14 protein-coding genes and 1 pseudogene are annotated in these 21,962 nt (G+C 73.5%); 9 read left to right on the top strand and 6 right to left on the bottom strand.

The annotated features are described in order from the left end of the window. The first annotated feature begins 585 nt into the window (after nt 1–585). Nucleotides 586–1,488 carry a universal stress protein gene (locus AB0E67_RS23000; RefSeq protein WP_362029859.1) on the top strand — a complete coding sequence of 301 codons (903 nt, stop codon included), beginning with the start codon at nt 586–588 and terminating at the stop codon, nt 1,486–1,488. A 362-nt stretch (nt 1,489–1,850) separates the two neighbouring features. Here the strand turns inward: AB0E67_RS23000 and AB0E67_RS22995 are convergent, their stop codons facing one another. The 3 genes from AB0E67_RS22995 to AB0E67_RS22985 form a co-directional block, all read right to left on the bottom strand. Further along, complete coding sequence (locus tag AB0E67_RS22995; RefSeq protein WP_362029857.1) at nt 1,851–2,474, bottom strand: CBS domain-containing protein; 624 nt, start codon at nt 2,472–2,474, stop codon at nt 1,851–1,853. A gap of 105 nt (nt 2,475–2,579) precedes the next feature. After that, the gene (locus tag AB0E67_RS22990) at nt 2,580–3,035 is read right to left on the bottom strand and encodes a cyclic nucleotide-binding domain-containing protein (RefSeq protein ID WP_362029854.1); all 456 of its coding nucleotides are present in this window, start codon (nt 3,033–3,035) and stop codon (nt 2,580–2,582) included. A 50-nt stretch (nt 3,036–3,085) separates the two neighbouring features. Next, a complete protein-coding gene (locus AB0E67_RS22985) occupies nt 3,086–4,552 on the bottom strand; it encodes a nicotinate phosphoribosyltransferase (protein ID WP_362029851.1) in 1,467 nt (488 codons plus the stop codon). 405 nt (nt 4,553–4,957) lie between these two features. Between AB0E67_RS22985 and AB0E67_RS22980 the strand changes: the two genes are divergently transcribed. From AB0E67_RS22980 to AB0E67_RS22945, 8 genes are all read left to right on the top strand, one after another. Next, nucleotides 4,958–5,635 (top strand): CBS domain-containing protein, encoded by a 678-nt coding sequence (locus AB0E67_RS22980; RefSeq protein ID WP_362029848.1) that lies wholly within the window; start codon nt 4,958–4,960, stop codon nt 5,633–5,635. Between the two features lie 234 nt (nt 5,636–5,869). After that, the gene (locus tag AB0E67_RS22975) at nt 5,870–6,745 is read left to right on the top strand and encodes a universal stress protein (protein ID WP_362029845.1); all 876 of its coding nucleotides are present in this window, start codon (nt 5,870–5,872) and stop codon (nt 6,743–6,745) included. A gap of 123 nt (nt 6,746–6,868) precedes the next feature. After that, nucleotides 6,869–7,135, top strand: coding sequence for a hypothetical protein (locus AB0E67_RS22970; RefSeq protein WP_362029843.1), 267 nt, complete (start codon nt 6,869–6,871; stop codon nt 7,133–7,135). 203 nt (nt 7,136–7,338) lie between these two features. After that, a complete protein-coding gene (locus AB0E67_RS22965; RefSeq protein WP_362029840.1) occupies nt 7,339–9,717 on the top strand; it encodes a serine/threonine-protein kinase in 2,379 nt (792 codons plus the stop codon). Between the two features lie 22 nt (nt 9,718–9,739). Continuing rightward, nucleotides 9,740–11,287 carry an NAD(P)/FAD-dependent oxidoreductase gene (locus tag AB0E67_RS22960; RefSeq protein ID WP_362029837.1) on the top strand — a complete coding sequence of 516 codons (1,548 nt, stop codon included), beginning with the start codon at nt 9,740–9,742 and terminating at the stop codon, nt 11,285–11,287. A 330-nt stretch (nt 11,288–11,617) separates the two neighbouring features. After that, on the top strand, nt 11,618–11,905 hold the full coding sequence (locus tag AB0E67_RS22955) for a DUF1360 domain-containing protein (protein WP_362029834.1): 288 nt from the start codon (nt 11,618–11,620) through the stop codon (nt 11,903–11,905). Between the two features lie 34 nt (nt 11,906–11,939). Further along, a complete protein-coding gene (locus AB0E67_RS22950) occupies nt 11,940–12,092 on the top strand; it encodes a hypothetical protein (protein ID WP_199813941.1) in 153 nt (50 codons plus the stop codon). Between the two features lie 329 nt (nt 12,093–12,421). Beyond that, nucleotides 12,422–17,926: an Ig-like domain repeat protein gene (locus tag AB0E67_RS22945; RefSeq protein ID WP_362029831.1), complete on the top strand. Its 5,505-nt coding sequence runs from the start codon at nt 12,422–12,424 to the stop codon at nt 17,924–17,926. A 70-nt stretch (nt 17,927–17,996) separates the two neighbouring features. On the opposite strand, the pseudogene AB0E67_RS22940 reads toward AB0E67_RS22945, so the two are convergent. From AB0E67_RS22940 to AB0E67_RS22930, 3 genes and pseudogenes are all read right to left on the bottom strand, one after another. Next, nucleotides 17,997–18,077: pseudogene (locus tag AB0E67_RS22940) on the bottom strand (ArsR family transcriptional regulator); the annotation flags it as partial. A 478-nt stretch (nt 18,078–18,555) separates the two neighbouring features. Further along, entirely contained in the window at nt 18,556–19,530 is a 975-nt protein-coding gene (locus AB0E67_RS22935; RefSeq protein ID WP_362029829.1) for an alpha/beta fold hydrolase, read from the bottom strand. A 4-nt stretch (nt 19,531–19,534) separates the two neighbouring features. Continuing rightward, a complete protein-coding gene (locus AB0E67_RS22930; protein ID WP_362029826.1) occupies nt 19,535–21,955 on the bottom strand; it encodes a polysaccharide lyase 8 family protein in 2,421 nt (806 codons plus the stop codon). Nucleotides 21,956–21,962: the final 7 nt, after the last annotated feature.

Here is a 21,962-nt window from a genome sequence, read left to right as displayed (position 1 = left end):
CTGAGGCCGACATGACGTCGGCGGCGGCGTGCCGGACCCCGGCCGGAACGGCGGGCGCCGATCCACCGGCCGTCGGACCACCGGCCGTCGGACCGGCGGACGCGGACACGGTTGTCGGGGCAGAAGCCTGCGGAGCCCGGACCGGATCCGCTTCCGGGCGCCCCGTCTCCCGTCGGCCCGGCAGGTAGCTCCAGGACACGACGCCGCCCACACGGTTCGCCTCGTCGAGGAGGGCGAGAGGCGGCGGGCACGGCCGGGACGACCTCGTCGGTCATCAGGTCACCGACTCCGACGGGTCTCATGGCCGCTCCTCCCGCCGCCTCGCGGGGACCCTGTCGAGACCCGCACGGACGAAACGCCGCAGGTCTTCCACGGCCCACGATCCGCCGGGCCGCACCCGGGGGAGGAGGGCCGAACGGGGCGTGGCAGGGGCCGGTCGGCCCGGTTCGGGCGCGCCGACGGGGCAGGATGGGACGGAAAGGGATGACCGGCCCCTGCCGGTCCTGAGCGGCCCTGCGTGCGCGGCGCCCGGAAGTGCCCGGCGTGGGAGCCGACCCACCGACGCCACTCGGTCAGGAGGAAACCATGGAAGGCAGCAACGGCCGCCCCGAACTGGGCTCCGTCGTGGTCGGCGTCGACGGCTCCGAGCCGGCCCGCCGCGCGGTGCTCTGGGCGGCGGACGAGGCGGCACGCCGGGGCACCCTGCTCCACATCGTCCACGGCGCGGACACCGACACCCGGAGTCTCTACCTCTCGGCGGACAGCATCGAGGGGGTGCGCAGCGCGGGCTACGAACTGCTGCGGGACACGGCGGCCGTCGTCGCGGAACGGTTCCCCGGCCTGCGCGTCACCGCGGAGTTCAGCCGCAGCGCGCCCGTGCCCAGTCTGCAACGGACCGCGGGGCTCCGCGGCACCGTGGTGGTCGGCAGCCGGGGGCTGGGCGGGTTCGCGTACCTCATGCTCGGATCCGTCGGGCTGAGGACCGTCGCAGCGGCCACGACACCTGTCGTCGTGGTCAGGGGCGAGGACGACGGGACGGCGAGCGGTGTCGTCCTCGCCGCCGTCCGCGACGAGAGCGACACCGAGTGCCTCCGGTACGCGGCGTGCGAGGCGGAGATCCGCGGGGCGACGCTGCGCCTGCTCCACGTATGGAACGTGTTCGAGTCCGCCGGGGCCGCCGCGCCCATGCTCGACGGCGTCGGCAGTGTCGTCGGCGAACGCGCCCGCCATCTGGCCCCGCTGACCGACCGGATCCGCGAGGAGTTCCCGGGACTGTCCGTGCGGGCGGACGCCGAGAAGAGCCTGTCCGTGGCCGCGGCGCTGGTGGAGGCGTCGCGCCACGCGGACCTGCTGGTGATGGGCGGGCGGCGGTCGCCCGGGTACATCGGCCCCACGCTCGGCCGCGCCACGCACAGCCTGGTGCACCACGCGCACTGCCCCGTACAGCTCATTCCGCGGCGCCGGGCCGGCCAGCGGGACGAGTCGTGACGGGTACCGGACACCGGCGGACGGGCGCAGCCCACCGGCGACCCGTGGCCGACCGCGCCGTGGCGGCCCGCTCGGCGGTGTCCGTGCCGCCGTGCACCGGACGCCGTCCGGCCATCTGCTGGTGTGCCTGAAGGGGGCTCCGGAGGCGGTGCTGGACGGCCGGGTGCTCGCCGATCCCGAGGAGGTGCCGGCGGAGGCGGGGGGCCGGTGCGTGCGGACCGCGTTCCGGGAGCCCCGCGGCCCACACGCGTGGGACGACCGCCGGGAGACCCGGACACCCGGCGGTCGCGGGGTGGGGCCTCGGGCCGACGGCGACCCGGTGCACGGGACCCGGCACGCATCGGGGCCCGGGGGCTCGGCGTTCAGGCGGATTCCACGCGCACGTCCACGACGCCCTCGACGGCACGGACGGCCCGGACCAGCAGCGGCAGCAGGGCACGGTTCGGGAAGGGCCCCCGAAGGGTCACGACCCCGTCCAGCACGTCGAACTCCACACGGTCCGGGACGGGCAGCCCGGCGAACACGGCGGACCGGATCTCCTCGTCCAGCTCCTCGTCGGGCCGCAGGAACACCTTCAGCAGGTCGCTGCGGCTCACGACGCCCTCCAGCATGCCGAGGCGGTTCACGACGGGCAGACGCTTGACCTGCCTGCGCGCCATGATCCGGGCGGCCTCGGCGAGCGTGGCGTCGGCGTGGACCGTGACCGCCGGGCTCGACATCAGCTCCTCGGCCAGCACCGCATCGGCCTTGGACGCCTCCTCGACCCCGCGGGGCGGCGCCGGACCGTCCTCGCGGAACTCCTCCTTGGGCAGCAGGTCCGCCTCGGAGACGACGCCGACGACACGGCCCTCGCCCTCGAGCACCGGCACCGCGCTGACCTTCCACGCGTGCATCAGCTCGACGATCTCCTTGTACGAGGCATCACGGCCGACGGCCACGGCCGTATGGGTCATCACATCGCTGACGGTGTACCGGGACGCGGCCATGAGGTGCTCCTGGGGCGTGGTTCCGGACAGTGGTACGACGGGCGGGGCGCGGGTCCCGGGGACCGGAGGACCGTGCGACCGGCACGGGGCGCGCCCCACGGCTCCTCAGAGGGAACCGCCGCCGTGCGGGGCGTAGAGGTCGAGCAGACGGATCCGCGCGGCCTGCAGCCGGTGGGCGAGAACCTGTCCGACCCAGTGGCCGACGGCGGAACCGAAGGCGGGGTCCGCGTCCATCATCATCCGTATGGTCGCGGCCTCGAACTCGTGGGTACGGACCGGAGTCATCGTTTCCGCTCCGAGGTGCCACAGGTAGGGCTCGAAGAGCCAGGACCAGCCCACCAGTTCACCGGGTCCCAGATTCTCGATCGAGGCCGGACGGCCGCCCGGGACACGGAAGTCCAGGGTGACGGCGCCCGAGCGCAGGATCCAGAAGCGGTCCGCGAAGTCCCCCTCGTCGAAGAGACGGACGCCCTGGTCGAAGTTGACCTCCCGGCCCACGCGCAGCAACCGGGTGCGGTACTGGGCGGGCAGGGCGGTGACACGGGTCGGAGAAGTGCTCATCGACAGCCTCCTGTGGGTGGGTCCGGGGTCAGCATCGCCGGGCGATCGGTTCAGGGACATGGGCCGACCGGCCCCTGTCGCGGTTCCGTCCGGCCCCGTCCGGCCGGACGGCCTTGCCGCACGGATCGGGACGCGCCGGGCGGCTCCCCGCGCCGGTCCGCGCCACCGGGCGGGACGGACCGGCGGCCGTCCCCCGCGAGACGCGCCTCGATGCACCGGCGGACCTCCGCCGTGAGCGAGACCAGGCGCTCGGAGAGCTCCGCCCTCGGCGCGACGGGTGCCCGTACGGCACGGGCCCGGGGCGGCAGCGTTGCGAGATCGGCGGTGAACCGCTTCCGGGCCTCGGCCGACCCCGCGCGGGGCGAGGTGCGGCGTCCCTCCCGCATGACCGCCTCCAGCAGCGGGTCCGCGCCGGGCGGCGGCGGCTCGTCGACGAGAGCGACGAGATCCGCCCGGCCCGGCCGCCGGAACACCTGTTTGCGGCCCGGGGCCGTCACCTTGGCCGACGACAGCTTCATCACCGGGCGGCCGTCGTACTCGACGAGCTTGTACGCGGAGTCCAGGTACGGCGCGTCCGCGCTGACGCCGACCCGGGTGCCGACCGCGAACGTGTCGACGGGCGCCCCCGCGCGGACCAGCTCGTCCACCGCGAACTCGTCGAGACCACCGCTCGCCACGATCCGGGTCTCCCGGAGCCCGGCGGCGTCGAGCACGGCCCTGGCCCGCACGGCCAGGTCCCCGAGGTCCCCGCTGTCGAGGCGGACGGCGCACCCCGGGCCGAGTCCCAGCTCGCGCAGCACCCTCGCCGCCGTCTCGACGCCCGCCACGGTGTCGTACGTGTCCACGAGCAGGGTCACCGGGCCGGGGCGGGACCGGGCGAAGGCCCGGAACGCGTCCTCCTCGGTGCCGAACGCCTCCACGTACGAGTGGGCCATCGTGCCGACCGCGGTCAGGCCCTCGGCATGCGCGGCCGCCACGTTGCTGGTCCCGGCGAAACCGACCATGGCCCCCAGCCGGGCGGCCTGGTGCCCGGCCTCGATGCCGTGCGTGCGGCGCAGGGAGAAGTCCACGACCGGGCGCCCGTCGGCGGCCAGCACGCACCGTGCGCACTTGGAGGCCACGGCGGTCTGGTGGCTCACCTGGTTGAGCACGTACGTCTCCACGAGCTGGGCCTGCGGAAGAGGGGCGGTGATCTCCAGCAGCGGCTCACCGGCCAGTACGACGCGCCCCTCGGGCACCGCCCGGACCTCGCCCTCGAACTCCAGCCCGAGCAGCGGTGCCAGGTCCTCGCGCCGCTGTCCCGTCACGGAGGCGAACACGGCCACGTCCTCCGCGTCCACCCGGTAGTCGGCGAGACAGGCGAGCACCGGTTCCAGGCCGGCGCAGACCAGGAACCCCCGGTCCGGCGGCAGTTCGCGGACGAACAGACTGAACGTGGCGGGCCCCGTCATGCCCTCGCGCAGATAGGACTGGGCCATGGTGACCTCGTAGAGGTCGGTGCTCGTGGCCTTCGACATCGACGGCACCCTCCTCCCGCCGCGCCGTCCTCCCGGACCGCCGCACCGTGCCGGTTTCGCCCGCTTTCCTCCACTATCGGCCCCCTTCACCTTGCGGGCCAGCCGGAGCCATCGCAGGGCCGGCCGCCCGACGGGCGCGCGGCGCCCCGCGTGCGCGGGACCGTGTGTCCGAAGGCCGGCCGGTGAGGGGCGGGCGCCGACGGACGCACGGCGTGCCGCCACCCCCGCGGCACGCACCGGGCCGTGCGGCCGGGCGGGCCGCTCCCGGGCCCACCGGACCCGAGGTGTGGCCCGGTCGGCCCAACCCCGCGAGCCGGGATTCCTGATCCGCTCGACACATGACCACTTCCGGCCGTGGACGACCGCTTCCGGACCGCCGGCCGTCGCATCCCGAAGGGGAATGACATGGAGCACCGAACGGTCGCAGACTTCATGACCCGGGACGTCGTCCGGGCGCGGCGCGACCTGCCGTTCAAGGAGATCGTCCAGTTGCTGGCGGACAACGACGTCACCGCGGTACCCGTGGTGGACGAACTGGGCCGGCCCATGGGCGTGGTGTCCGAGGCCGATCTGCTGCGCAAGTGCTCCGACCGGCCGGACCCGTCCGGCCTGACGCCGATCCCGCACGTCGAGGCGTGGGAGCGGGCCAAGGCGGAGGGAGCCCGGGCGGAGGAACTGATGTCGGCCCCCGCGGTGTGCGCGCGTCCGGAGTGGACCGTGGTCGAGGCGGCCCGTCTGATGGAGGTGCAGGACGTGAAGCGGCTCCCCGTCGTAGACGAGGCGGACAAGCTGCTGGGCATCATCAGCCGCAGGGACCTGCTCCGGGTCTTCCTGCGCCGCGACGAGGCCATCCGCGAGGAGATCGACCGGGACGTGCTGCGGGCGACGATGGGACTCGACCCCGCCGCGGTGACCACCGAGGTCCGGCAGGGGCAGGTGGTCCTCACCGGGACCGTGGAGTTCGAGAGCCTGGTCCCCGTCATCGAGCGGCTGTGCCGGGGCGTCGACGGCGTCGTGTCCGTGACCGCGCACCTGACCCACCGGACCGACGACGGGGCCCGCGGCACCCCCGGCGGGAGGTGAGACCGCCTTCCCCCCGCCCGACGGGTCCCTCGACGGGCTCCGTGTGCGCCACCGGCGCATCTGCGGTACTCCTCGAAGGAGCGGACCCGCGTCGGCCTCCTCCCCGCGGACGCTCCCGGGAGTCGCCGCCTTGCGGGCTCGGCCCGTACCGAGGCACGGCGGCGACAGCGGTGCGGGGAGTGCGGCACGCACACCGTCGTACCCCCGCTTCTCGCGAGACGGAGGCAAGTCGTCATGGAGCCAGTCGTCACCGTCGGCCTCGACGGATCACCGGAGAGCCTGGCCGCCGCCCGCTGGGCCGCGGACGAGGCCGAGCGGCGCAGGCTCACCCTGCGCCTGCTGCACGCGTGGCCCCTGCTGGTGCCGGAACCGACCCGCGTGCCGGCCGAGATGGACCAGAACTACTGGGCGCGGCGGATCGTGCACAACACCAAGGCGGAGCTCCAGGCCCACCACCCGGGCCTCTCCGTCGTCGGCAGCCTGGTCGCCGACGACGCCGAGACCGCGTTGCTGCGCGCGGCATCGGAGTCCGAGATGGTCGTGCTCGGCTCACGGGGGCTGGCGCCCGTCGAGAGCTACTTCCTCGGCGACATCAGCCTGCCCGTCGTGTCCCGCGCCGAGCGGCCGGCGGTCCTGGTGCGGGCGGGCACGGACGAGGACGGGCCGGGACCCCGGCGGGTCGGGATGAGCGGCGTGGTCGTGGCGGTCGACCCGCACGGCCCCTGCGACGACCTGCTCGAATTCGCCTTCGAGTGCGCCGCCGCCCGCGGGCTTCCCCTGCGGGCCGTGCACGGCCGGAGCCTGCCGGTGGACGCGTACGTGCCCTGGGGCGTGGACCATGACGTGACGGACGCGCTCGCCCGGGACGCGCGCAAGCTCCTCGGCCAGTCCCTGCGCCCCTGGCGCGACAGGTTCCCGACGGTGGAGGTCGTCGACAGCGCCGTGCTCGCCAGCCCCGCCAAAGCCGTGGTACGGGCCGCCGAGGGCGCCGATCTGCTGGTCGTCGGCAGGCACAGGCACCACCGCCCGCTGGCGCCGCACCTGGGACCCGTGGCCCAGGCCGCCATCCACCACGCGCGCTGCCCCGTGGCCGTCGTCCCCCACGACTGACGCGAGGAGCGCGCGCGGGCCGTCCGGCCCGCGGCAGGGCCCGTGCCTCCTCTCCCCGGCCGACGGCGCGCCGCGCCACACTGGGAACAGGGACGGGCGACCGTCCGACAGAAGGTGATCGGCATGATGTGGTACGACGGCGGCTGGGGCGGCGGCTGGCTCCTCATGGCCGTGATCATGGTGGTGTTCTGGTCGTTGCTCATCGCCGGGATCGTCGCCCTCGCCCACTACCTCGGCGGCGGGCGCGGTCGGAGGCCCGGCCCGCCCCCCGGCGAGGGCGGCTGGGGCGGCCGACGGGCCGAGGACCTGCTCGCCGAACGGTTCGCCGGCGGGGAGATCGACGAGGACGAGTACCGACGCCGCCTCACCGTGCTGCGCGAACAGCGCTGAACCACCCGCCCCCGCGCCGCGGCCCACGCCGGACGACACCGTCGCCCCGGGGCGACTCCCGGCCGCCCCGCGGAAGCCGTCGGCACACTGCGGCCCGGACGGGCCCACCGGCCGCCCCACCGCGTACGGATCGCGCGGCGGGCCCGCCATACTGGACGGGCCGGGGAGGGCAGTGGGCACAGCGACGGGGGCGACAGCACGACATGGCGGACACCAGGCTGGTCCAGAGCCGGTACCGACTGCTCGATCTGATCGGGCGCGGGGGCATGGGCGAGGTGTGGCGTGCCCGGGACGAGTCGCTGGGCCGTCAGGTGGCCGTCAAATGCCTCAAGCCCATGGGGCCCCAGCACGACCAGTCGTTCACCCGTGTCCTGCGCGAGCGCTTCCGCCGCGAGGCCCATGTGGCCGCCTCGCTCCAGCACCGCGGCGTCACCGTCGTCCATGACTTCGGCGAGGACGACGGCGTCCTCTTCCTGGTGATGGAGCTCCTCGACGGCCGCAACCTCAGCCAGCTCCTGGAGGCCAACGGACAGCGCCCGCTCCCGGTGTCCGACGTCGTCGACATCGCCGAGCAGGTCGCGGACGCCCTCGGCTACACCCACCGGCAGGGCATCGTGCACCGCGACCTGAAGCCCGCGAACATCATGCGCCTGGCCGACGGCACGGTGAAGATCTGCGACTTCGGCATCGCCAGACTGGGCCGCGACATCGGCTTCACCTCCCGCCTCACCGGTACCGGCATCGCCATGGGCACCCCGCACTACATGTCGCCGGAACAGATCGGCGGCGGCCAGGTCGACCACCGCAGCGACCTCTACTCACTGGGCTGCGTCCTGTACGAGATCGCCACCGGGGCGCCGCCGTTCGACCTCGACGACACCTGGGCCGTCCTCGTCGGCCACCGCGACACCGAGCCCGAGCCCCTGCGCGCCCGCCGGGCCGAGCTCCCCGGATTCTTCGACCGCGCCGTCCTGGACCTGCTGGCCAAGGAACCGGAGGGGCGGCCCGCCGACGCGAGCGACCTGCGTCGGCGGATCGCCGTGGGGCGCAGCGGCGAACAGCCCCGGCCCGGGCCCACCGGACACGTAACGTTCACGGCGCACCTCCCGTCCGTGCCGCTCGCACCCGTCGAGCGTCCCGGGCGGGAACTGCCCGTCTGGGCCCGCGGCATGACCACCGGACACAAGGCCCTGGGCGGCGCCGCGCGGACCGCCCCGCCCGACCACGGCGCGGGCCTCACCGACGACTGGACCACCGGCGGCCGGTGGCTTCCGGCGGCCGGGGATGCGGCCATGGGCGCCGGTTCCGGCCCATGGCCCCCCGCCGCGGAACGGATCACCGGCACCGGCCCGTGGCACCTCGCCGGGCGACCGCCATCCGCCCGGACGGAGCGGCCTGCCCCGTCGCCGGAACTCCTCTCCGTCCTCGCCGGCCGCCACAGCGCGGGCCTCAACCTGGGCCGGCTCGGCCACTGGGCGGAAGCCGAGGCGGCGCATCGCGCGGTCGCCGCCGAACGCGAGCGGGCCCTCGGCCCCGACCATCCGGACACCCTGTCCAGCAGATACGAGATCGGTTTCACCCTCGCGCGCACGGGCCGGTCCGAGGACGCGCTGCGGGAGTTCGGCGGGGTGGCCCGGGGCCGCGAACGCGTCCTGGGCCCCGACCACCCCGACACGCTCGCCGCCCGTCAGGAAATGGCGTACGTGCTGGGCGGGCTCGGACGGCACGCCGAGGCCCACCGGCTGTACGTCACGGTCCTCGCCTCCCGGGAACGGGCCATGGGCCCCGACCATCCGGACACCCTGCGCTGTCGCCACAACCTCGCCTTCAACCTCGGCAGGCTCGGCCGTCCGGAGGAATCCTGCCGGATGGCCCGCGAGGTGGCGGCCGCCCGCGCCCGGGTGCTCGGCGCCGAACACCCCGACACCCTGGTCACGCTCTACGAAGTGGCCTACGCGCTCGGCCGGCTGGGACGGTGGACGGAAGCCCTGCGGACCTACCGGGACGTCGTCCGCGGCCGGACCCGCTCCCTGGGCCCCGACCACGCCGACACCCTCGCCGCCCGCTACGAGACCGGTATCGCCCTCGGCCGCCTGGGACACAGCGCGGAAGCCCTGGAGCTGTACCGCGCCCTCATCGGCGACCGCACCCGGACGAGCGGCCCCACCCACCCCGAGACACTGCGCGCCCGCCACGGCCTCGGCGTCAGCCTGGGGCGCCTCGCCCGCTGGGAGGAGGCGCTCGCCGAGGCCCGCGACGTCTGCGCCATCCGCGAACGCGTCCTGGGCCCCGACCACCCCGACACCCTGGTCAGCCGCCGCGAGGTCGCCGTCGGCCTCGGCTGGACGGGCCGCTGGACCGACGCGCTCACGCTCTACCACCAGGTCGCCGAGACGCGCGAGCGCGTCCTCGGCGCGGGCCACCCCGACACCCTCGCCGCGCGCAACGACGAGGCGCACTGCCTGGAGCAGGTCGGCCGGGGAACGGAGGCGGTCGAGCTGTACCGGCGCGTCGCGGAACTGCGCCACGGACCCCCCGCACCGCCCGGCGACGGCGGCCCCACCACCTCTGGCCCGGCGTGAGCGCCCCGTGCTACGAAGGACCATGCCCGCACCCGACCGCTATGACGCGGTGATCGTGGGCGGCGGCCACAACGGTCTGGTCGCCGCCGCCTACCTCGCCCGTGCCGGACAGTCCGTCCTGGTCCTGGAACGCCTCGCCGCCACCGGCGGAGCGGCCGTCTCCACCCGCCCCTTCGAGGGGGTCGACGCCCGTCTGTCGCGCTACTCCTACCTGGTGTCCCTGCTGCCCCGGAAGATCGTCCGCGACCTCGGCCTGGACTTCGCCGTGCGCAGGCGGACCGTCTCCTCGTACACCCCGACCGTGCGCGGCGGCCGGGCCACCGGTCTGCTCGTCGGCGAGGACCGCGCCACCCGCGAGTCCTTCGCCGCGCTGACCGGCTCGGAGCATGCGTACGAGGCGTGGCGCCGCTTCTACGGCATGACGCGGCACGTCGCCGGACGGGTCTTCCCGACCCTCACCGAACCCCTGCCCACCCGCGACGGGTTGCGTGGACGGATCGGCGACGAGGACGCCTGGCGGGCACTCTTCGAGGAGCCCATCGGCGTCGCCGTCGAGCGGTACCTCGACGACGACCTCGTCCGCGGAGTCGCGCTGACCGACGCCCTGATCGGTACCTTCGCCGACGCGCACGACCCGTCGCTGCGTCAGAACCGCTGCTTCCTCTACCACGTCATCGGCGGCGGCACCGGCGACTGGGACGTGCCGGTCGGCGGCATGGGCGCCCTCACCGACGCCCTGGCCCGGGCGGCCCGCGCGGCCGGGGCCGAGATCCGCGTCCGGCACGAGGCGACCAGGATCGTGACCGACGGGACACACGCCGAGGTCACCGTCCGCTCACCGGAGACGGAGCACGTCGTCGCGGCCCGCCGGGTGCTGGTGAACGCCTCCCCGCAGGCGCTCGCCGCACTGCTCGGCGAGGAACCGCCCGCCCCGGCCGAAGGCGCGCAGCTGAAGGTGAACATGCTCCTCACCCGGCTGCCCCGGCTGCGCGACCGTTCCGTCGACCCGCGGGAGGCGTTCGCCGGGACGTTCCACATCGCCGAGGGATACGGGCAGCTGGCCGACGCCTACCGGGAGGCGGCGGCGGGCCGGATCCCGGCCGCCCCGCCGTCCGAGATCTACTGCCACTCGCTGACCGACCCGTCGATCCTCGGCCCCGGCCTCGCCGAGAGCGGCCACCACACCCTCACCCTCTTCGGCCTGCACGCCCCCGCCCGGCTGTTCGCCGACGACAACGCCGCGACGCGCGCCCGACTGCTGGCCGCCGCGCTCGGCCGGCTCGACGCGCACCTGGAGGAGCCGATCGAGGACTGCCTGGCCGTCGACGCGAACGGCGAGCCGTGCATCGAGGCGAAGACACCGCTCGACCTGGAGCGGGAGCTGGGACTGCCGGGCGGTCACATCTTCCACCGCGACCTCGCGTTCCCGTACGCCACCGGGTCCACCGGCCGCTGGGGCGTGGAGACGCGGCACGCCAACGTACTGCTGTGCGGGGCGGGCGCGGTGCGCGGCGGCGGGGTCAGCGGGGTGCCCGGCCACAACGCCGCCATGGCGGCGCTGGGCCGGTGACCCGCGTACACGGGCGTGGGGACCAACGGAGCAGCCGGTATCGGTGAGATTGATCTTGGTTGCGTAGCAGGTCAGATGCCCGATCGTGGGACCTTTGCGCGGAAGCTCGGCGGTGCGCTGTCGGTTGGGGCAGGGTTCGCCGGGCATGCAGTCGTACGAGAGGGGCCGCGCGAGGCCCGAGCGGATCCGGCACCCATTGGAGGGCGGCCTGCGAGGCGTGCCGACCGGCGCTTTGAGTGAGCCCCGGCGGTTTTTCATCACGAACACTTCGCCAGAAATGCTTGCGCAAGGGCCTATCGCATGAATATGGCTCGTCTTACGATGAATTGCATGGACCCGGTGGTGTTTCTTTTGACCCTCGGTGCAATTTGTCGTATTACCAGATTCATAACCAAGGATGTACTGGCTGCCGGGTTGCGTACGTGGGTGGCCGAGCGCTTCGGGGACGAATCCGGTCCCGCTTATCTGGTCACCTGCGGTTGGTGTACGGGGATCTGGGCCGCCGCATCGGTCGTGCCGCTCGCCTTCCTGGCCGGCGACACCACCGTCTTCCGGGCGGTCGCCATGGTCCTGACGCTGTCCTACCTGGCGGGCCTGGCATCCACCTGGCTCGACTGAGGCAAGTGCGACGGAGTACGGAGGAGGAGTTCCCATGGGATGCAACTGCGGTGCACGTGCTCGCGGACGAGCGACCATCTACCGGCTGGTCCTGCCGAACGGAGTCATGCGCGACTACCCCACCCGCCAGGAGGCCGAGGCCGCGCGGCGGCGCGGCGGCGGCACCGTCATCGTGGTCAACCAGTAGTCGCCGTACCACCGGCGCCCTTTCCGTGAGCGGGACGGACGGCCTATGGGCGTTCCCGCGCCGGTGGGTACCGGAGAATATCTGAATTACGCCCCCGGCCCCCCTGGGCGCTCCGCCGTACAGGTGCCGTTGCGTGCACCCGTATGGCGGATGAACGGGCCCAGGGCGCCTACTGGGAGGCGCCGGAGAGTGAATCCCCGGCGCCCGCATGTGCGGCCGGCGAGTAACGCGCCGACACAGCTCCTTTCATTCCGGTGTGCCATTTCCGCTGTCACCCGAAAGGGCGTCGGGTCGCTCTGGCCCCGTACACTCCCAAAGGAGGCTGCACCTTGGCCAGTTCCATCACCACCCTGACATCGTCTCCCAATCCCTCGGTCTGCGGACAGTCGGTCACCTTCACCGTCCAGGTCTCCCCGGTCCCGCCGGAGACCACCACTCCGACCGGCACCGTCAGCGTCATCATCAGCGACGACGGGCCCACGCTCGTCGCCACCCTGGACGCCGCCGGTCAGGCCCAGGTCACCATCGACGACCTGAGCGTCGGCACCCACCAGGCGATCGCCGCCTACGGCGGTGACAGCACCTTCGACCCGTCGTCGTCCGGCCTCGTGAACCAGGTCGTCAACGCCGCGGACACCACCACCGTCGCGACGGCCGGCCCGAACCCCTCGGTCTGCGGCGAGACCGTCACCCTCTGCGCGACCGTCACCATCGACCCGCCCGGCACGGGCACCCCGACCGGCACCGTCACCTTCACCGGCCCCGGCGGGCTGAACCAGACCGCCGTGCTCGACGGCAGCGGCAACGCCTGCGTGACGACGGCGGCGCTGAGCACCGGCACCGTCACGGTCACCTATACCGGCGACGACTGCGCCGCGAGCTCCACGGACACCGTCGACGTCACGGTCGACCAGGCGGACACGACGACGGTGGTGACGGCCGGCCCCGACCCGTCGGTCTGTGGCCAGCCGGTCACCCTTTGCGCGACGGTCACCATCGAGCCGCCCGGCGCCGGCGTCCCCACGGGCACGGTGACCTTCACCGGGCCCGGCGGCTTCAGCCAGACCGCCGTGCTGGACCCCGCCGGCCAGGCCTGCGTGACGACCGGCTCGCTGACCACCGGCACGGTGACCGCCGCCTACGACGGCGACTCCTGTGCCTCGCCGTCCACCGGCACGGTCGACGTGACGGTGGACGAGGCACTGACGGACATCGACGTCACGGTCACTCCCGACCCGTCCGTGTGCGGACAGAGCGTCACCATCTGCGCGACGGTCACCACCCAGCCACCGGGTTCGGGCACACCGACGGGCACGGTGACCTTCACGGCCGACGGCGGTCTCAACCAGACCGTCCCCCTCGACGCCGGCGGTCAGGCCTGTGTCACCACCACCACACTGGTCACCGGAGAGGTCTCCGCCGTCTACAACGGTGAGGGCCCCTGTTTCGCGGGCTCCGCCGAAGCGGTCGCGGTCACGGTCGGCCAGGCCGCGACCACCACCTTGGTCACCGCCATCCCCGATCCGTCGGTCTGCGGCGAGCCGGTGACGGTCTGTGCGACGGTCACCGTCGACCCGCCCGGTTCGGGTACGCCGACGGGGACGGTGACCTTCACCGGTCCCGGCGGGCTGAACCAGACGGTCACCCTGGATGCCACCGGCGAGGCGTGCATCACGACCAGCGCGCTCGCCACCGGCACGATCACGGCCACCTACAACGGCGACAGCTGCGCACTGAGTTCGACCGGCAGCACGGACGTGACAGTCAACCCGGCAGACACCACGACCACCATCGCCGTCACCCCGGACCCGTCGGTGTGCGGCCAGTCGGTGACGTTCTGCGCGACGGTCACCACCGACGCCCCCGGTTCCGGCATTCCGACGGGCACGGTGACGTTCACGGCCCCGGGCGGCTTCAGTCAGACCGCCGTGCTGGGCCCCACCGGACAGGCCTGCGTGACCACCACCACGCTGACCACCGGGACGGTCACGGCCGTCTACAACGGCGCGGCGTGCTTCAACCCGTCCACCGGCACGGCAGACGTGACGGTGAACGAGGCGTCGACGACCACGGTGGTCACCGCCACCCCGAACCCGTCCGTCTGCGGCCAGACGGTGACCCTGTGCGCCACGGTGACGACCGACCCGCCCGGTTCGGGCACCCCGACCGGCACCGTCACCTTCACCGGTCCCGGCGGGCTGAACCAGACGGTGGCTCTGAACGCCGTCGGCCAGGCCTGCCTCACGACGACCTCGGCGGCCACCGGCACCGTCGCCGCCACGTACAACGGCGAGGGTCCCTGCTTCGCCGGCTCGTCCGGCACCGTCGCCGTCACGGTCGGCCCCGCCGACACCACCACCACGGTGACGGCAGTGCCCGACCCCTCGGTCTGCGGTGAGCTGGTGACGGTGTGCGCGAGCGTCACCGTCGACCCGCCCGGCTCGGGCACCCCGACCGGCACCGTCACCTTCACCGGTCCCGGCGGGCTGAACCAGACGGTCACCCTGGACGCCACGGGCGGGGCCTGCCTGACCACCACCTCGCTGGAGACCGGCACGATCACGGCCACCTACAACGGCAGCTCCTGCGCCAACCCGTCCACCGGCACCGTCGACGTCACGGTCAATCAGGCGGCGACCACCACGACCGTGACCGCGACCCCGGACCCGGCGGTGTGCGGCCAGACGGTCACATTCTGCGCGACCGTCACCATCGACCCGCCGGGTTCGGGGACGCCGACGGGGACGGTGACGTTCACCGGCCCGGGCGGACTGAACCAGACGGTGCCGCTGAACGCCACCGGCGAGGCCTGCTTCACCGCCCCCGCCGCGCTCTCCGGCACCGTCACGGCCACCTACAACGGCGACGACTGCGCCGCGCCCTCCACCGGCACGGTCGACGTGACGGTGAACGAGGCGTTGACGACCACGGTGGTCACCGCGACCCCCGACCCGTCGGTGTGCGGGCAGACGGTGACGCTGTGCGCGACGGTGACCACCAACGCGCCCGGTTCGGGGACGCCCACGGGCACGGTGACGTTCACGGGCCCCGGCGGCCTCAACCAGACGGTGAGCCTTGACCCGAGCGGCAAGGCCTGCCTGACCACCACCACCCTGGCCTCGGGCACCGTCACCGCCGGCTACAACGGCGAGGGCCCGTGCTTCGCCGCGTCCAGCGACACCGTCACGGTCACGGTCGACCCGGCCTCGACCAGCACCGCGGTCTCCGTCACGCCGAACCCGTCGGTGTGCGGTCAGTCGGTGACGGTGTGCGCGACGGTGACGACGAATCTGCCGGGTTCGGGTACGCCGACGGGGACGGTGACGTTCACCGGCCCGGGCGGGCTCAACCAGACGGTGCCGCTGAACGCGAGTGGTCAGGCGTGCTTCACCACGACGTCGCTGGCCACCGGCACCATCACCGCCACGTACAACGGCGCAGCCTGCTTCACCACGTCGAGCGGCACCGCCTCGGTCACGGTCAACCCGGCCTCGACCAGCACCGCGGTCTCGCTCACGCCGAATCCGTCGGTGTGCGGTCAGGCGGTGACGGTGTGTGCGAAGGTCACCGCCAACGCGCCCGGTTCGGGTACGCCGACGGGGACGGTGACGTTCACGGGTCCCGGCGGGCTCAACCAGACGGTGCCGCTGAACGCGAGTGGGCAGGCGTGCTTCACCACGACGTCGCTGGCCACCGGCACCATCACCGCCACGTACAACGGCGCACCCTGCTTCGCCGGCTCCACCGGCACGGCCACCGCCACGGTGAACGAGGCGGCGACCACCACGACGGTGACGGCGACGCCGAATCCGTCGGTGTGCGGTCAGGCGGTGACGGTGTGTGCGACGGTGACGACGAACGCGCCGGGTTCGGGTACGCCCACGGGCACCGTCACCTTCACAGGACCCGGCGGTCTGAACGTGACGGTGCCGCTCGACGCCGCCGGCCAGGCCTGCCTGAGCAGCACGTCCCTCACCTCCGGCACGATCACCGCCACGTACAACGGTGAGGGCCCCTGCTTCGCGGCCTCCTCGGGCTCCGTCGCCCTCGTCGTGAATCCGGCCGCCACCACCACGACCGTGACGGCCACGCCGAATCCGTCCGTCTGCGGCCAGTCGGTCATGCTCTGTGCAACCGTCACCGCCAACGCGCCGGGCTCCGGCACGCCGACCGGCTCCGTCACCTTCACCGCACCCGGCGGGCTGAACGTGACGGTGCCGCTGAACGCCGGCGGACAGGCGTGCTTCTCCAGCACCTCGCTGATCACCGGCACGGTCACCGCCGTCTACAACGGCAGCAGCTGCTTCCTTCCGTCCACCGGCGCCGCCTCCCTCACGGTCAATCCGGCCGCCAGCACCACGACCGTGACGGCCACGCCGAATCCGTCCGTCTGCGGCCAGGCGGTCACACTCTGCGCGACGGTCACCATCACCCCACCGGGTTCGGGCACCCCCACCGGGACGGTGACGTTCACCGGTCCGGGCGGGCTCAACCAGACGGTGGCCCTGAACGCCGCCGGCCAGGCCTGCATCACCACCACCTCGCTGGCCACCGGCACCGTCACCGCCACGTACAACGGCAGCAGCTGCGCCGGCGGCTCCAGCGGCTCCGTCGCCGTCACCGTGAACGAGGCGGCGACCACGACGACCGTCATGGCGACCCCCGGCACGTCCGTCTGCGGTCAGTCGGTGACGGTCTGCGCCAAGGTCACCACCAACGCGCCCGGTTCGGGTACGCCCACCGGCACGGTGACGTTCACGGGTCCCGGCGGGCTCAACCAGACGGTGCCGCTGAACGCCGCCGGCCAGGCCTGCGTCACCTCGACCTCCCTGTCCACCGGCACGGTCACCGCCACGTACAACGGTGAGGGCCCGTGCTTCGCCGGCTCGTCCGGCACCGTCGCCGTCACGGTCAACCCCGCCGCCACCACCACCGCAGTCGCGCTCGTGCCGAACCCGTCGGTGTGCGGTCAGTCGGTGACGGTCTGCGCCAAGGTCACCACCAACGCGCCCGGTTCGGGTACGCCGACGGGGACGGTGACGTTCACGGGTCCCGGCGGGCTCAACCAGACGGTCGCCGTCAACGCCGCCGGTCAGGCCTGTCTCATCACGAACAGCCTGTCCTCCGGCACCATCACCGCCGTCTACAACGGCGCGCCGTGCTTCACCGCCTCCACCGGCACGGCCACCGTCACGGTCAACCCGGCGGCGACCACCACGACGGTCACGGCGACACCGAACCCGTCGAACTGCGGCCAGACGGTGACGGTCTGTGCCAAGGTCACCACCAACGCGCCCGGTTCGGGCACGCCCACCGGCACGGTGACGTTCACCGGTCCCGGCGGGCTGAACGCGACGGTCGCGCTCAACGCCGCCGGCCAGGCCTGCTTCAGCTCCACCAGCCTGTCTTCCGGCACCATCACCGCCCACTACAACGGCGCGCCGTGCTTCACGGCGTCGACGGGTTCCGTGGTCATCAACACGACGAGCGCGGCCACCGCTCTTACGGCCGCGCCCCGGCAGGTCCGGGTGCGGTCCAACGGCACCCTCGTCATCCAGACCATGAACGCGACGCTGAGGAACGCCGCGACCAACGCACCGATCCCCGGCATGACGGTGACCTTCACCGCCAACGCGGTGAGCGGGCCGATCCTGATCGGCACGGCCGTCACCGACGCCAACGGCGTGGCGACCGTCGCCCCGCCCACCGTCACCGTTCCCGGCGTCATCGTGACGGCGCCCAGCTACACGGCGTCGTTCGCCGGAGCGGCCTGCTTCGCACCGTCCTCGGTCACGGCGGGCCTGAGCTTCGTCCCGTTCCCGCCGGTCCCGTAACCCACCCGACCGCACAGACCGCGTCGGGCCGCACACCGCGGCCCGACGCGGGCGTGCACGCGTCCGGCGCCCAGGCGGCCACCAGATCCAGGCGCCCGGGAAAGCGGGCGTCGAGGTCGTCCACGGGGACGTGGCTGCGGCTCTCCAGGCCGCGAAGGACGTCGTCACATGACTCCGGCAGAACAGCCGGGCGCCCCACCTCCGGCCTCTACGCCGGCCTGCGCTCCAACGCCTCCACTGTGCGCAGCGTCGTGGAGGGCTCGCAGCTCGCTCAGGCCGGCCTCCTCGACCTCGCCCGGGCCAAGCAGCTCTGCACGCTGCGATACGAGGCGTTGCGCTCGCCGCGGCCCGCACGGTCACCCGCCTGCGCCGGGCCGCAGCGCCCGAGTCGCGGACGCCGAGGCGGCAGTGGCTGCCGTCCGCGGAGCCGCCCGCTGGTGGACCGGAGCAGGGTTCAGCCGTCCTCGACCACGCAGCGGGCCGGACGCAGGCGGCCGGGTCCCGGTCAGGGGCGCATCACGGTGGGGCACGAGGGCCTTTCGGTCGGTGTAGAGGAGGGCTTCCGGCCGCCTTGCGATCGCACGGCACCGGACGACGCTCCTTCCGGGCAAACCTCGCCGGTCACAGCACTAGAGTCCGAACACGCCCCGCAGCGCGTCGCGCTTGCGCGGCAGGTCGTACTCCGCGCCGCCCTCGTGCCCGTTGTACGGGAACACCTCGATCTCGGCCGGGCCCGCGTAGCGGTGGTACGCGGCGAAGACCGTGGACGACGGGCAGATCCGGTCCATCAGCCCGACCGAGAACCAGGCCGGTGCGGTCGCCCGCGCCGCGAAGTTGACCCCGTCGAAGTAGGACAGGGTCTCCATCGCCTCGTCGATCCGGAAGCGGTGACCGGACAACCAGCGCGCGATCTCCGCGTACGGTCCGGCGTCCGTGATCTGCGAGGCCCGGCGGTAGTGGCAGAGGAACGGCACGTCGGCGACGGCCGCCGAGACGTCGTCCCGCAGCCCTGCGACGGCGAGGGCGAGCCCTCCGCCCTGGCTGCCCCCGAGCACCGCCACCCGGGAGGCGTCCACCGCCTCGTGGGCCTTCGCCGCGTCCACCGCCCGCACCGCGTCCGTGATCAGCCGCCGGTAGTAGTGGTGGTGCGGGTCCTCGATGCCCCGGGTCAGGAAGCCGGGGGAGGACGAACCGTGCCCGTCCGGCGCGATGTCCGGGGTGTCCGCGGTGTTCTTGCCGCCGCCGCCCTGGCCCCGGTTGTCCATCACCAGATGCGCGTGGCCCAGCGCGCTCCAGGCCAGCCAGGAGTACGGGATGCCCCGGCCGCCGTTGTAGCCGATGTACTGCACCACGGCGGGCAACGGCCCCGAGCACGCCCTCGGCAGCATCAGCCACGCCTTCACCGGCTGCCCGCCCCAGCCCCGGAACGTCACGTCGAACACGTCGACGGTCGCGAATCCGGCGTCGTACGGGACGAACTCCGCGTCCAGCGGGTGGCGGGCCGTCTCCGTGAGCGTCTTCTCCCAGAAAGCATCGAAATCGGCCGGCTCCTCGGGCTCCGGCCGGTAGTCGCGCAGCCGGTCGAGAGGCATGTCGAACAGCAAGTCTCTAGCTCCACTTCAGGGTGAGGGTTCGGGTGGCGCCGTGCAGTCCGGCGGTGTCGGCGGTGATCCGGACGCCGTTGCCGGTGGGGGCGACGCGCACGCCCGGATCGGCGGACACCACGCTCAGGCCGCGCCGTGCCAGGTCCAGCAGGACCGAGGGCCGCAGCTGGGTCGGGTCGGACAGCGACACCGTCACCGTCTTCCCCTCGGGGCGTACCAGGACCGACGCCGGGCCGTCCGAGGACAGCTCGCGCGCGGTCCCCGCGGCCCAGAAGTTCGCGGCGAGCAGCCCGTCCGCGCAGCGGCGGACCGCGTGGACGGCGGCGGAGCGGGCGACCGCCTCCACCGGGGGCGCGGCCGACCACCGCTCCGTGCGCTCGGCGGAGGCCGCCGGCGCCTGGAGCCAGAAGTAGCCCGCCCCGTCCGGAGCCGTTCCGTGGTCCTGCCACAGCGTCAGGTACGGGCGGGTCACCGGGGTGTCCGTGCCGTACTTGAGGTTGATGTCGCGCCAGGTCGCGGTGCGCTCCTCGCGCAGACCGCGCAGGGTGACGGGCTCGGGGAAGACGTAGCCGCCGGTCCCGGCGACGTGCAGCCACCGCACCCGGTCCAGCCGGGCCGACCAGCCGGGGTCGGCGGGCGCGGCCGTGCCGTCGACCAGCAGGGCGGCCCGCGGGTCGCGGAGCTTGCGGTTCTCCACGACCGTCTCCACCGCGCCCGCGTCGGCACTGATGCCGGAACCGACGCACGCGACCACGTCGTCCAGGCAGAACCAGCTCTTGAACGCGCGCAGCGAACTCCCGTACGCGCGCAGCTCCATGCCGTACGCGCCGAGCGTGGTCCCCGGCAGCGCGGTGCCGCCCGCCCAGTGGGCCGAGCTGGTGGTGCGCTGGCCCGCCGCGTCGGCCTGGCGGCCCGCGACGACGGTCGTGCCCGGGAGCCGGGCCGGGTCGACGGTCGGCCAGTAGTCCTCGCTGTAGTGCCCCAGGTCGTCGGTGTACAGCAGGACCATGCCGTCGGAGAGGTGCCAGGCGTGCAGGTTCTCGTTCTGGATCGACTCGTAGTTGTAGATCCGGGACGAGTAGGCGGAGACGCCCAGCGCGAAGGACGGCCGGTGGTGGGCCGCCTTGTCCATCCGGGGGTGCTGCTTGTGCGCGACCAGCGGTCCCCGCGCCGGCACCGGGGAGGCGAGGACCTCCCGGGCCGCGACGAGCGAGGCGAGATCGGTGACGGCGAGGAAGTCCCGGTAGGTGTCCTCGCTGATCCACTGCTTGACGAGCGAGGTGAACCGGTCGCCCGTCTCGCCGGGGAAGCCCGGGATCAGCCGCAGCACCGCCTCGACGACCGTCTGCGCCGACACGTGGCCCTGTTTGCTGGGGCGGGCGATCTCGCGTCCGCACACCGACGCCATGACGTCGCCGCGGACCAGCAGTGGGTCGAACCCGTCGTCGACCCAGCGGCGGACGTTGTCGAGGTCCGGGTCGGTCACCCGCCACTGCGTGCCGGCCAGCAGGTGCAGCAGCCGGGACAGGTTGTTCAGCAGCTCCTTGCCGTAGCCGCCGTTGTAGGGGTGCTTGTAGTGCTGGAGGAAGGAGCCGTCGGAGTAGAAGCCCTCGCCGGCGCCCTCCGCGCTCGTACCGGTGTCGTTGAAGGCGAGGACGCTGTTGGCACCCGCGCCCTCGACGTCCGAGAGGGCGTCACGGACCCGCGCCAGGTCGTCGCCGTCGTCGCGGAGCACGGCGTTGACGGCGACGACGGTGCAGATCCACACCCGGTTGGCGCCCGTCGCGATCTGCCGGTCGGCCCGCCACAGATTGGGATCGGGCGTGTAGTGCCGCACGGCGGTGGTGATGCGGTCCAGCCGTTCGTCGCCGAGCGCGTCGTACAGCAGCACGGTCGCATCGCCCAGGGCGAGCGCGGAGCCGATCTCCCAGTCCCAGTCGTTGTCGAACCGGGTGTGCGCGGGCCCGTACCGGTGCGTCAGCATCCAGTCGACACCGGCCAGCAGCAGATCGCGCAGCGCGGGGTCCGCGTGCTGCGGGGTACCGGGAACGGCCCACGCGGTCGCGACCGTGGCGAGCCGTTTGAACGACGTCGTGACGTGGTTGGAGAGCGTCCTGCTGGTCAGATCGGGGAACAGCCCGTCGGTACGGGTGGGGTCGAGGCCCTTCGCGGCGGTGGTGGCGGCCTTGCCGATCCGGGCCACGGCGGCGGCGATCCGCGAATCCGTGAGGTCGAGGCCGGGGCCGCCGGTGAGCAGGGTGTGCCAGCGGGTGCGCAGGCCGGCGGCGGTCTCGACGGTGCCGGTGGTCGCCGCGTGCGCGGCGGGGGCGACAGGGGCGAGGGGTACGGCGACGGCCGCGCCGAGGGCGGCGGCCCCGGCGAGGACGGTGCGCCGGGTGGTGCCCGGAGTGCTCGATGGGTTCATGGTGCGG

The organism is Streptomyces sp. NPDC032161 (assembly GCF_040636995.1).
In the GTDB taxonomy this organism is placed as follows: Bacteria; Actinomycetota; Actinomycetes; order Streptomycetales; family Streptomycetaceae; genus Streptomyces.
This window is presented reverse-complemented; position numbering and strand designations above follow the sequence as displayed.